Origin of the sequence: Sulfitobacter delicatus (assembly GCF_900102535.1) — a bacterium.
Classification (GTDB): domain Bacteria; phylum Pseudomonadota; class Alphaproteobacteria; order Rhodobacterales; family Rhodobacteraceae; genus Sulfitobacter; species Sulfitobacter delicatus.
Map to the genome: position 1 here is coordinate 18,080 of NZ_FNBP01000018.1, position 12,029 is coordinate 30,108.

The 12,029-nt window shown below is 57.7% G+C and carries 11 protein-coding genes; 7 read left to right on the top strand and 4 right to left on the bottom strand.

Annotated features, from left to right (window positions below):
• Nucleotides 1–5: 5 nt before the first annotated feature.
• From BLS57_RS18695 to BLS57_RS18710, 4 genes are all read right to left on the bottom strand, one after another.
• Entirely contained in the window at nucleotides 6–2,030 is a 2,025-nt protein-coding gene (locus BLS57_RS18695; RefSeq protein ID WP_093744152.1) for a 3-hydroxyacyl-CoA dehydrogenase NAD-binding domain-containing protein, read from the bottom strand.
• Nucleotides 2,031–2,128: 98 nt separating this feature from the next.
• A complete protein-coding gene (locus BLS57_RS18700; protein ID WP_033967480.1) occupies nucleotides 2,129–3,280 on the bottom strand; it encodes an acyl-CoA dehydrogenase family protein in 1,152 nt (383 codons plus the stop codon).
• Nucleotides 3,281–3,498: 218 nt separating this feature from the next.
• Entirely contained in the window at nucleotides 3,499–4,869 is a 1,371-nt protein-coding gene (locus tag BLS57_RS18705; protein WP_033967567.1) for an aspartate aminotransferase family protein, read from the bottom strand.
• Between the two features lie 179 nt (nucleotides 4,870–5,048).
• Nucleotides 5,049–6,400, bottom strand: a protein-coding gene (locus tag BLS57_RS18710; RefSeq protein WP_093744153.1) for an IS3 family transposase whose coding sequence is annotated in 2 segments (ribosomal slippage) — nucleotides 5,049–6,064 and nucleotides 6,064–6,400 — 1,353 coding nt in all. Because the reading frame shifts where the segments join, the coding sequence is not laid out codon by codon here.
• 526 nt (nucleotides 6,401–6,926) lie between these two features.
• Here BLS57_RS18710 and BLS57_RS18715 point away from each other — a divergent pair.
• From BLS57_RS18715 to BLS57_RS18745, 7 genes are all read left to right on the top strand, one after another.
• On the top strand, nucleotides 6,927–7,658 hold the full coding sequence (locus BLS57_RS18715; protein WP_208597610.1) for an ABC transporter permease: 732 nt from the start codon (nucleotides 6,927–6,929) through the stop codon (nucleotides 7,656–7,658).
• Between the two features lie 3 nt (nucleotides 7,659–7,661).
• Nucleotides 7,662–8,384 (top strand): ABC transporter permease, encoded by a 723-nt coding sequence (locus BLS57_RS18720; RefSeq protein ID WP_033967478.1) that lies wholly within the window; start codon nucleotides 7,662–7,664, stop codon nucleotides 8,382–8,384.
• The gene (locus BLS57_RS18725; protein WP_093744154.1) at nucleotides 8,381–9,175 is read left to right on the top strand and encodes an ABC transporter ATP-binding protein; all 795 of its coding nucleotides are present in this window, start codon (nucleotides 8,381–8,383) and stop codon (nucleotides 9,173–9,175) included. The genes BLS57_RS18720 and BLS57_RS18725 overlap by 4 nt, the downstream gene beginning before the upstream one ends.
• A gap of 263 nt (nucleotides 9,176–9,438) precedes the next feature.
• Nucleotides 9,439–10,656: a CaiB/BaiF CoA transferase family protein gene (locus BLS57_RS18730; RefSeq protein WP_067938298.1), complete on the top strand. Its 1,218-nt coding sequence runs from the start codon at nucleotides 9,439–9,441 to the stop codon at nucleotides 10,654–10,656.
• 5 nt (nucleotides 10,657–10,661) lie between these two features.
• Entirely contained in the window at nucleotides 10,662–11,417 is a 756-nt protein-coding gene (locus tag BLS57_RS18735; protein WP_081988879.1) for a TetR/AcrR family transcriptional regulator, read from the top strand.
• A gap of 2 nt (nucleotides 11,418–11,419) precedes the next feature.
• On the top strand, nucleotides 11,420–11,713 hold the full coding sequence (locus BLS57_RS18740; protein ID WP_093744155.1) for a hypothetical protein: 294 nt from the start codon (nucleotides 11,420–11,422) through the stop codon (nucleotides 11,711–11,713).
• Nucleotides 11,714–11,755: 42 nt separating this feature from the next.
• Nucleotides 11,756–12,029 (top strand): IS6 family transposase (locus BLS57_RS18745; RefSeq protein ID WP_139186670.1); only part of this gene is annotated, 274 nt, incomplete at its 3' end.

Below are 12,029 nucleotides of genomic sequence, written 5' to 3' on the forward strand. Positions count from 1 at the left end.
TTGGTTCAATCGAGCAATGCGAGGTTCCCGCGGCGGCCGCCGCCGACTACGGTCGCAAGAGTACGTTCAAGGCGGTAACGTGGTTGACGCTTCGCCCAGAAGAGTGGTCCACCAAGATGTTTCGGAAAGCCATATCCGTTGATCATCACCAGATCGATATCTGAGGCACGCGAAGCGATGCCGTCTTCCAGAACGAGCAGGGCCTCGTTGACGATCGCGCAAAGCGTGCGCTCCTGGATTTCGTCCCGGTCCAGCGACCTCGGCGCAGCGCCATAATGTGCCCGCGCCTTCGCGATGAGATTTCTCACGTCTGGGTCCGATGCGCGTTGGCCATCGTCATACCGATACCAGCCGGCACCTGTCTTGCGGCCGAGCCGGCCGGCTTCAACAAGCCATTCGAGGACCGGAACGTCACCATCCTTGTCCCCGCGGGCCTCCTGCTTCCTCTTCCGGTTAGCCCAAGCTATATCGAGCCCTGACAGGTCCGACACGCTGAACGGCCCCATGGCAAAACCGAGCGCCTCAAGGGCGGTATCAATTTCGTCCGGGCTTGCGCCATCGATCAGCATCGCTTCGCTCTGTGCGCGGTAAGCATTGTAGATGCGGTTGCCGATGAAGCCTTCTCCGACTCCGGAAACGACGGCGACTTTCCGAAGCCGTCTTGCGATCGCAAAAGCGGCCTGCAGGACTTCCGGTGATGTTTCTTCGCCCCGAACAATCTCCAGAAGCTTCATGATGTGCGCCGGCGCAAAGAAATGCAGTCCAACGACGGATTGAGGACGCGTGGTCGCGGCGGCTATGACATTCACATCGAGATAGGAAGTGTTGGTCGCAAGGATCGCATTGGTCTTGGCGAAACTGTCGAAACGAGCCATGAGCTCAGTCTTCACGGCCAGATCCTCGAAGGCAGCTTCGATGAGCAGATCGCACTCTGAAAGATCTTCGAGATCATGGACCAATGTCAGCTCGGCGGGGTTCGAAGCTTTCGCGAGAAAACCTTCGATGCGGGTCCGTGCGCTTGCTAGGGCCTCTTGTTTGAGGTCCGTGAGCTTCACCGGATAACCTGCGGCGAGAAAAGCGGCGGCGATCCCCGCGCCCATGGTTCCGGCTCCGACGATACCGACTGTCTCGATCGACAAGGGCGAAGCGTCCGCGAGGCCCTCGACACGCGCGGCCTGCCTTTCCGCAAAGAAAAGATGCCGCAGGGCCGCCGACTCATCGGAATCGCGGAGGCGCCGAAATGCGGTGCGGGCTGACGCGAGCGCGTCATCGAAGGGAACCGTGACTGCCTGCCAGATTGCTTCGGTCTGGTCGAAGACGAAGGGTCGCCCGCGACCGCGTTTCAAGACCTGCTGGACGGCAAGGTCAAACGCCTTGTGATCGAAGGGCTTTGGTTCTCTGTCCCTTAATCTGATCTTCGTGGTCCCGAAGGCACGAGCATAGGCAATCGCATCGTCTGGAATTTTCCCAACAATAGCGTCGATGAGGCCGAGGTTCTTGGCTTCTGGAGCTTTGACTTGACGGCAAGACGCGATCATGTCGAGTGCGGTGACGGCATCAGTCACCCGAGGCAGTCGGACGGTGCCCCCGGCACCTGGAATTATTCCGAAGGTTCCTTCCGGCAGTCCGACGGCAGCCTTTTCCGTCGCGATCCGCGCGTCGCAACCGAGGGCGATTTCGTAGCCACCGCCGAGTGCCGCCCCTTCGATTGCCGCGATGACTGGCTTCGAGCACTGCTCGATGGTTTCAATGACATCCGGCAATGTGGGATCGGTCAGGGGTTTGCCGAACTCCTTTAGGTCGGCTCCGGCGATGAACGTACCGTTTTTTCCAAGAAGGACGATCGACTGAACGTCGTGTTTCGCAGCGAGATGGTTGATGGCGTCGATCATAGCTTCGCGGAGATCGCGCGAGAGCGCATTGACAGGCGGATTGTCGATCGAAACCAGGCCGACACCATCAACGATTTCGGTGGTGGTAAGACCTGAGCCAAATTTCTGAACGAGGGGCGAGGGGGTCTCTGTAGTCATAGCGGGCTCCGTAAGGATTGTTCGAGCCGTCGGTCCAGCCTCCCTCCGACGCCGTGCTTGCAAGCCCGCCGAAGAACGAAGGCTGAGTGAGGGGACGCTTACGAGGCGGCCTTGATCATGTTCTTGGCGATCACAATCTGCTGGATCTGCGTGGTGCCCTCGTAGATGCGGAACAGCCGAGCATCGCGATAGAACCGTTCGATGCCGTATTCGGCCATATAGCCGGCTCCGCCATGAATCTGCACGGCGCGGTCGGCGACTCGACCGACCATCTCGCTTGCGAACATCTTGCAGCACGCGGCATCGGTCGTCACGTCCTGGCCTGCATCACGGCGCCGTGCAGTTTCCAGCACCATGCAACGTGCGGCGTAGGCTTCCGTGCGACTATCGGCGAGCATCGCCTGGATGAGCTGGAATTCGGCGATCGGTTGTCCGAACTGCTTGCGGTCCATTGCATAGCGCAAACTGTCCTCGATCAAGCGTTCGGCCATTGCAACACAGATCGACGAGATGTGCAGGCGACCGCGATCCAACGTCTTCATGGCTGTACGGAAGCCCTGGTTCTCAACGCCGCCGAGAAGCGCGTCGAACGGGACCAGGCAATCCTCCAAAATCACATCCGACGTATGAGAGCCCTTCTGACCCATCTTGCGGTCGATGGGGCCGAGCGAAAGGCCGGGCGTTCCTGCTTCGACCAGAAACGCCGAGACACCTTGGGCGCCGGGCTTCGAGGCGTCAGTGCGTGCGAAAACGGTGAAAAGACCGGCGTGAGGGGCGTTTGTGATGAAGCGTTTCGTGCCATTTATCACATAGCCGTTCTCAGTGTGCTTTGCAGTGGTTCGTACCGACGCAGCATCCGAGCCAGCTTCCGGCTCGGTCAGCGCGAATGAGCTGATGAGTTCGCCGGTGGCAAGGCGAGGCAAATACCGCTGCTTCTGCTCTTCCGTGCCGTCGAGAATGAGGCCGAGCGAGCCGATACCGTTATTGGTCCCGATAAGCGAGCGGAAGGCGGGAGAGGTCTTGCCCAGCTCCAGTGCGATCCGGACTTCTTCCTCCATATTGAGACCAAGGCCACCGTACTCTTCGGGAATCGTCAGGCCGAATAGACCTAAATTCGCGATCTCCTGGCGGATTTCGACCGGGATAGCATCGTTATCGGCGACCTGTTCCTCGAGAGGACGAAGACGCTCTCTAACGAAACGCCCGACCGTATTCACCAGTTCATTCATCGTGTCTGAATCGAGAGCCATGTAGTCTCACCTGTTTGCTTGCGCCACCAATGGCATTTAAAGCATTTATATACTGTTTGGACGGTAAGTAAATAAGCCAGGAGACCCGATTCGAAAAATACCGAATGAATTCGAGCCGTTGGATCATCAGTCCCGTCAGCATCGCTGCGAATGCGGACCGGGGCATGAAACTCCGGTCCGCTACGCTGTCGTGGTCTGCCATCCGTATTTCGCGTACGCTATGCGGCGAGTTCCGCTGTAACTCGATTGAGAACCTTGCCGATCTTCTCGATTAAGAAGTCTGCGTCCCCCACGGTGATCGTGAGAGGCGGGCAAATCGTGAGCGCGTCGACGGCTGCGCGCAAAAGCACGCCCTCCTCGGCGAGATACGCATTTGCCTTGGCGCCCAGTTCTCCGTTCTTGAGGCCGGCTGCATTTGGGAAATTCTGCTTGAACAGTTCCACGGCGGCGACCAATCCAACGCCACGAACCTCTCCCACCAACGGATGATCCGAGAAACGTTGCAGGCCGTCACGCAGGTATTGACCGACGCGTGATGCGTTGCCGACGAGGTCGCGATCTTCGATGACGGCGATGTTTTCGAGTGCCACGGCCGCCGCAACCGGATGCGCACCGCCGGTAAAGCCGTGGCCGAAGGTGCCTATGCGATGGCTCTCATCAGCAATCGGTTGGTACACCTTGTCATTCACGAGCAGAGCGGAAATCGGAAGGTATGACGAGGAGAGCGCCTTCGAGAGAACCATAATGTCCGGTTTGATATCGTACGTCTGGGAACCGAACATGTTACCGGTTCGGCCGAAGCCGCACACGACCTCGTCAGCGACCAACAGTATATCGTATTTCCGCAGAACGGCCTGAATCTTCTCCCAGTAGGTCCGCGGAGGAACGACAACACCTCCGGCGCCGAGGACCGGCTCGCCGAAGAAGGCAGCGATTGTCTCCGGACCTTCATCGAGGATCAGCTTCTCCAGTTCGTTCGCCCTTCTGGATGCAAAATCCTCTTCGCTTTCACCAGGTTCCGCATCGCGCCAGAAATGGGGGCTGCCCGTACGTAGGACGTTGGCAATGGGCATGTCGAAGGATTCGTGATTGTAGGAGAAAGCGGTCAGGCTGCCCGAGGCCAGCGTGACACCATGATAGGCGCGTTCTCGGGCAATAAGCTTTTTCCGCTGGGACTGGCCGAGCGCATTCGACCTGTACCAGATCATCTTGATTGCGGTATCATTGGCTTCGGAACCGGAATTCGTGAAGAACACCTTGCTCATCGGGACCGGGGCGATCTCTACTAGCTTTTCCGCAAGATCGATCGCCGGCATATGCGTCCGGCTAGTAAAATTGTGGCCAAAGCTCAGGCGTTCCATCTGCCGTGCAGCGGCTTGCACGAGACGCCGCTCGCCGAAGCCGACGGCGACGCTCCAAAGGCCGGCCATGCCTTCAAGGTAGCGCTTCCCGTTGCTGTCGTAGACGTAAGCCCCCTCAGCCCGGTCAATGATAAGCGGCGTCGTCGCTTCATGCTTCCGGGCGTCAGTATAGGCGTGGAAGTGGTACGCAATATCCCGCGCTTCATTGGAGTTGGGTATCATCGTCATCTTCATTCACTTTCTTTGTGGAGAGCTGCATTCGCAGCTCTCCTGCTTGATGGTAGGAACGCACAGTCTCACTTCGAGACATCGACACCGAGCCATTTGATCGACTGTCCGTCGTCAGGGTTTTTGGGACAACAGGCGGCGTGAGCTAACGGAGGCTCTGGCCCATCAGGTTTGTCATTTTAGGCGGCGGCGGCTCGATGAAGCAAGCGGCGCTGTATGATGGTTTCGCGTTTGATCCTTTCCCTTTCCAGCATGATGATGTCGCCGCGGCCGAAGTAGACGTCGGCGGGTGTGAGGTTGCCGAGGCTCTCATGGTAGCGGCGATGGTTGTAATGATCGACGAACGCCGCGATCTGCTGCTCGAGATCACCCGGCAGGAAGTAGTTCTCGAGCAGGATGCGGTTTTTGAGCGTCTGATGCCATCGCTCGATCTTGCCCTGGGTCTGGGGATGGCAGGGCGCTCCGCGCGTATGTTCCATGCCCTTGTCGGATAGCCATGCGGCGAGATCGGACGACACGTAAGACGGGCCGTTGTCGGACAGGAGCCGCGGCCGCTGCACAACTCTGGCGCTGTCACAGCCTGATGCCGTGAGCGCCATGGTCAGCGTGTCGGTGACGTCTTCGGCCTTCATCGTGGTGCACAGCTTCCAGGCGATGATGTAGCGTGAGAAGTCGTCGAGCACGGTCGACAGGTAGAACCACCCCCAGCCGATCACCTTCAAGTAGGTAAAGTCGGTCTGCCAGAGCTGGTTGGGCGCTGTGGTCTTGTCGTGGAACTCGTCGGCGGCCTTGATGACGATGAAGGCCGGACTGGTGATCAGGTCATGGGCCTTGAGCAGGCGATAGACCGAGGATTCCGAGACGAAGTAGCCCTTCGTGTCGGTGAAGGTGACCGCCAGTTCCCGTGGCGACAGTTCCGGCTCGTTCAGCGCCAGCTCGATGATCTGATCGCGCACCTCATCGGGGATGCGGTTCCAGACCCGGCTCGGCCGGGGGCTGCGATCCTCCAGAGCGTCGACGCCGCCGGCAAGGAAGCGGTCATACCAGCGGTTGAAGGTCGATCGCGGAATACCGAGTTTCTGCAATGTGCGCCGCGCCGACAGGTGCGAGTTCTCGACCAGGCGGATGATCTCCAGCTTCTCGGATGCGGGATATCTCATTCGTCGTCGCCCCCATCCGCAATCATGCTTTTTTTAAGAATCCGCAGTTCCAGCGCCTGTTCGGCGACAACCTCCTTGAGATCGCGCGCCTCCTTGCGCAGCACCTTCACCTCATCGCTGGTGGCGGCGCGGGCCGTATCGCCGGCCAGCCGCTTCTTGCCGGCTTCCAGGAATTCCTTCGACCAGGTGTAATACAGGCTCTCGGCAATCCCCTCGCGCCGGCACAGCGCCGCGATCGACTCTTCGCCGCGAAGGCCTTCCAGCACGATGCGGATCTTCTCCTCGGACGAATACTGCTTGCGGGTCGCACGGCGGATGTCCTTGATGACCTGCTCTGCCGGCGCTTTCCCGGTTCCGGATTTCTGTCTCATCTTCGCTCCTTTGAAAGGCTACGATGAACCAGAAATCCTCCGTTCTCAGTTAAGCCAATTTGGTCCCATCAGTGATGACGCCGGACATTCTCCCGCCTTATTAGGCGTTGGCGCTCCCGCAAGCCCATTCCTGCATGCCTCCCCCCAGACTTTTGATTGATCATGGCCTCACACCGTTTTGAGTTTCAACGCGCTGAAAACTTTTAACGGATGTAAATATTTATGCAATTCCGTGATGACCGCCGGCGGCTGGCGACGCCGACATACGGTCGTCCGACGGACTGTCTGATTGACCTGGCACACTTTCTCGACGCGTCCAAACTTCAATCGAACAAAAACTTTGTATCTAATAAAAATATTCCTTGCAATAAAAATATTTTGTGCGAACTGTGATGCCGCTGGAGGAGCGTGGCTGAGGGAGCGCGGCCGTGCAGGTGTCTCGTAGTTCGACAATTGGGCTATCCCCAATTCGATCAGGCCGCCACTGTGCCCTTCACATCCGTAATTTCTGAAAATGCGCATTGTATTGGACAAGCTGTGGGTTGGCTGCAAGAATTACACTGATCTTGTTGGTTTTGGTGAAGGAGGATGGGGTCGTGTCCTCATCGCTGGCGCGGGCGTCACGTCCGCTATCGCCGTTTTGGGGTTCCTCATCGGGTCTATTCTTGGCAGCCTCGTTGCCTGGGCAAAAATGTCACCAATCCGTTTGGCTCGTGGCGTCGCCGACGCTTACACGACCACACTGCGAGGCGTGCCTGATCTTCTGGTCATCTATCTACTCTACTTCGGCGGAAACTCACTTTTGTCGACCTTCGCCGGCTTCTTCGGGGCGAACGGTTTTGTTGGAATGCCTACGTTCGCTACTGGGGTTCTCGCGATCGGGATCATTTCTGCCGCTTATCAAGCTGAAGTGCTTAGAGGCGCTTTCAACACTGTCGCCAAGGGCAGTATCGAGGCGGCTCATGCGGTTGGCATGGGCCGTTGGCTACTGTTCAGGCGCGTCGTTGCACCACAGGTACTGCACTACGCATTGCCGGGCCTCGGCAACACATGGCAATTGGCCCTGAAAGAGACGGCCCTCATCTCGGTCGTCGGGCTTGTGGAACTGCTTCGGCAAGCTCAAATGGCTTCGGGTTCAACGCGCCGACCGTTTGAGTTCTTTATCACGGCTGGACTGCTCTATCTGACAATCACCGTGGTCTCGTCGCTTCTCTTCCGCTTCGCCGAGTATCGCTCTGCGTGCAGGATGGGGGGCTAAACAGTGATCGATTTCGGTTTTCTCTGGCAGGCTTTCGTCAGGCTCATTGCCGGTTTGCCTATTACGCTCGAATTGGCCGCAACGGCGATACTTGTCGGGACAGTCCTGGCAACAGCCCTGGCGATTGTTGCGCACCTGCGGGTCCCCGTCGCTTCCCAATGCGTTGCCTTTTTCGTCTTTTGCATACGCGGCTCGCCGCTCCTCCTGCAGATGTTCATCATCTACTACGGCCTCGGACAGTTCCGTCACGAACTCCAGAGTTGGGGTGTCTGGCCGTTTTTCCGTGAACCTTACTGGTGCGCCATCACTGCTCTAGTGCTTAGCGTCGGCGCCTATGGAAGTGAGATCATCCGCGGAGGGCTAAAGTCCGTTTCGGCCGGATTGATTGAGGCGGCAAGGGCTTGCGGCATGTCCGGTTTTCTACTGTACAGGCGCATCATCCTTCCGATCGCATTCCGGCAGGCTTTGCCAGCCTACGGCAATGAAGTCATTCTCGCGGTAAAAGCAACTTCCCTCGCTTCCACCATCACCATCATGGAAGTAACTGGTATAGCTGCGGAGCTAATCTCCCAGACATTTCGCGCTTTCGAAGTGTTTATCGTCGCTGGTGCAATTTATCTGACGCTCAACTTCATAATAACCCGCCTGATCGCTCTACTTGAATACCGTCTGTCACCGCATCAGCGCGATCTCCCCGTCAAAACAAACATTGAGGCGCGGCCATGACGTCAATCGAGACGAATAACGTTCCCGTAATTTCCATTCGCGACCTCCATAAAAACTTTGGCGATCTTGAGGTGCTAAAGGGCATCACGTTCGAAGCACATGAAGGAGAGGTGGTCTCGATCCTTGGATCGTCGGGCTCTGGCAAGTCCACAATGCTCCGGTGCATCAACATGCTCGAAACCCCGAGCGCGGGAACAATCGCCATCCGGGGCGAGGAAATCGCCATGCGAACGACCAAGAATGGAACCCGTCCCGCGGATCGAAAACAGCTCGACCGGATTCGGTCAGACGTCGCGATGGTGTTCCAAGGCTTCAATCTATGGCCACACATGTCGATCCTCGAAAACGTCATTGAAGCGCCGGTCCATGTTCAGAAGCGTTCAAAAACGGAATGTGTGGACGAAGCAATGTCACTGTTGGCGAAGGTGGGGCTTTCCGACAAAGCCAACAGTTACCCCAGACACCTATCGGGCGGGCAGCAGCAACGCGCAGCGATTGCAAGGGCGCTTGCTCAGCGGCCAGCAGCCATCCTGTTCGATGAGCCGACATCGGCGCTAGACCCGGAGCTTGTCGGGGAGGTCCTGAAGGTCATTCGAGATCTGGCTAAAGAGGGACGAACAATGCTCATTGTCACCCACGAGATCAATTTCGCACGGGAGGTTTCGAACCGCATCATTTTTCTGGAAAAGGGTACGCTCATCGCGGACGCGCCGCCCGCAAAACTCTTCTCTGAAGCTGCACCGGACCGCTTCAAAAAGTTTATCTCCAAAACCTTACACACTTCCTCCTAGGCCGTCCGCGGCTCCGGTTGTGCGGTGCGCCACAACGCTATCGTGTAGCCTCCAAGACACTAAATTCTGAGCGGCATGGCGATTGACATGCCGCTATCAGTTATATACTGTTCGGACGGTAAGTAATTAGGTCGCTTCCGCCCGAGCAGTCTGGTGCATTAAGCGGCTCGATTCACCGTGAGGAGAAGAGCTGCCCCGCCTTATCCGCGTAGGCCTTTCTCCGATATTTTGTTGAAACGGATAGAGGAAGGATCGCGTTTCCGATGAGCGTCGCACTGAACGGAATCAAGGTTCTCGACCTGTCTCGCGTTTTGGCCGGCCCCTGGGCAACAATGACGTTGGGTGATCTCGGTGCTGACGTGCTGAAGATTGAGCAACCTGGAACCGGGGACGACACCCGGACGTGGATGCCGCCGGCTGTGGAGGGTGTTTCAACCTACTATCTGGGCGCAAATCGCAACAAGAAGAGCGTTGCGATCGACATCGGCAAGCCGGAAGGAAGAGATCTGATCATTGAACTCGCAAAAAAGAGCGATGTCCTGATCGAGAACTTCCGCCCGGCCTCGCTCAAGAAATTCAAGCTCACCTATGACGATCTGAAGGACATCAACCCTCGGCTCATCTATTGTTCCATATCGGGTTATGGCCGCGGTCACGAGCTGGAGGAGCGTCCGGGTTACGACTTCATTATCCAGGCTGAATCTGGATTCATGTCGATTACGGGCGAAAAGGATGGCGAGCCGATGCGGCTCGGTGTCGCCTTCATCGATCTCATATCGGGCATGAATGCCGTGCAAGCAATTCTCGCTGCCCTGTTTATGCGCGAACGCACCGGAAAGGGCCAGTGGCTCGACATCAGCCTGACCGACAGCGCGATGTTCATGTTGGCCAACGTCGCGTCGGGTCATCTCAATACCGGAAGAGAAGCGTTGCGCTATGGCAACGCTCATCCGAGCATCGTACCATATCAACTGTTCGATTGCGTCGATGGCCGAATTGCACTCGCAGTCGGAAACGACGAACAGTTCCGGCGGTTCTGCAAGATCATCGGTCTGCCGGATCTCGCGATGGATGAGCGGTTCGTCACCAATAAAGGACGAACCGAGGCGCGTGATGAGTTACTGCCGATCATCGAGGACAAGTTGCGCGATCGTAAACTGCATGAGCTTCTCGCCGAACTTCGCGCCGTCGGAGTCCCGGCTGGCGAGCTTCGCACTGTCGGCCAGGCGTTCGCTAGCGATGTTGCAATCCTTCGGGACACTGTCGTTTCGGTTCCTTCCGAAAGGATCGGCACCTTCCGCTCCGTGCGCAGCCCGTTGCGCATGTCGGAAAGTCCGTTTGCTCCGCCGACACTTCCACCCGAGGTCGGCGAGCATACCCGCCAAGTCCTTCAGGCCGAGCTGGATCTGAGCGCAGATCGGGTCGATCAGCTTTTGGAGATGGGCGTAGTTGCCGGTATCCCGGCGACGACCCGAAAGTAGCTCTGATGCAGAAGGAGCGCGTTCGCCGCCAGGGCCGTCCACCCACGATGGAGAATGCACGCGGCAAGATTCTGGACGAAGCCGCCGAACTGTTCGCGCGGGAGGGCTTCGATGGGACTTCGTTAGGAAGTGTCGCGGAAGCGGTCGGCGTCACCAAGGCCGCGATCTACCATTACTTCCCGAACAAGAAGGAAATATACGAGGCTATCATCGTCCGGACGCTCAAGGGCCTTCTTGAAGCTGTAAATATCGCTGTTGATGGTGACGACGAGGCCCCGGAGGCTCTTTGCCGCTTTATGACGGCACACGCCGACTACTTCGAAGCGCATTACCATGGCTTCGTCACGATGTTGGTGGGCTACGGCGGCATGGAGAATGGTGGGCTGCTCGAAGAAGCGCAGGAACTGCGCGACGCCTACGAAGAGCTTCTTCGACGGATCGTGCTCGCAGGCATCGAATCCGGCCGCTATCGAAATACGGATTCCCGGTCGATAAGCCGCGCGATCCTCTCGATGCTGAACTGGATGGTTCGCTGGTTCAAGCCAGGGCATGGCCGTCCCGCCTCCTCCTTCGCGATGGAGTATTGCGAGCTCATTCTGAACGGTCTGGCCGCCGACGGCCGAGCCCTGAACACCGACACGCGTCCTCAGCCCTCCGATAGGCGCCGAGGCCATGAGAGCGCATCAAAAGTCAAGCGTTCCGTCATCTCAGTCGATGGCGAATGTACGCAGAAGTATCCCATGAATTGGAAGAGGAACTAACAATGGCAGATATCCATACTTCGGCCGCCGCGGTGTTCAAGCCGTCGAACGCCTTGTCGAAGGTCGGACCTTCGGCGATCTCTCGCATGATGGCCGCGACGGCAGAACTCAGCCGCCAGGGCCGCGACATCGTGGGTCTTCATGTCGGCGAGCCGGATTTCGATACACCTGAGAATATTCAGGAAGCGGCGATCAAGGCGATGCGCGCCGGGGATACTCACTATACCGCGCTCGATGGCTCGCCCGCGATCAAGGCTGCCGTGCGCGAAAAGGGCTCTGTTGCAAAGTTTTCTTGATGAGGTCACTTTCGAGCGTGGTCAGGCAGGAGAGCGGTTGTCATGAACGATTTCAAAGGGCGTCATTTCACGGGTGAGGTCGTGCTTTGGGCGGTGCGATGGTATTGCCGTTATGGGATCAGCTATCGTGACCTTGAAACCATGATGGCGGAGCGGGGTGTTCGGGTTGATCACTCAACGATTTACCGTTGGGTTCAAAAATACGCCCCTGAAATGGAGCGTCTGATGCGTTGGCAGTGGCGGCGGCCGATGTCTGGCAGTTGGCGGGTTGACGAGACTTACATCAAGGTGCGGGGGAAATGGACCTATCTCTATC

What these genes read in the sequence shown, in the direction of transcription:
- BLS57_RS18725 (WP_093744154.1), top strand. Translation starts at nt 8,381, where the DNA reads ATGACGTCAATCGAGACGAATAACGTTCCCGTAATTTCCATTCGCGAC.
- BLS57_RS18730 (WP_067938298.1), top strand. Translation starts at nt 9,439, where the DNA reads ATGAGCGTCGCACTGAACGGAATCAAGGTTCTCGACCTGTCTCGCGTT.
- BLS57_RS18740 (WP_093744155.1), top strand. Translation starts at nt 11,420, where the DNA reads ATGGCAGATATCCATACTTCGGCCGCCGCGGTGTTCAAGCCGTCGAAC.
- BLS57_RS18700 (WP_033967480.1), bottom strand. Translation starts at nt 3,280, where the DNA reads ATGGCTCTCGATTCAGACACGATGAATGAACTGGTGAATACGGTCGGG.
- BLS57_RS18735 (WP_081988879.1), top strand. Translation starts at nt 10,662, where the DNA reads ATGCAGAAGGAGCGCGTTCGCCGCCAGGGCCGTCCACCCACGATGGAG.
- BLS57_RS18705 (WP_033967567.1), bottom strand. Translation starts at nt 4,869, where the DNA reads ATGACGATGATACCCAACTCCAATGAAGCGCGGGATATTGCGTACCAC.
- BLS57_RS18695 (WP_093744152.1), bottom strand. Translation starts at nt 2,030, where the DNA reads ATGACTACAGAGACCCCCTCGCCCCTCGTTCAGAAATTTGGCTCAGGT.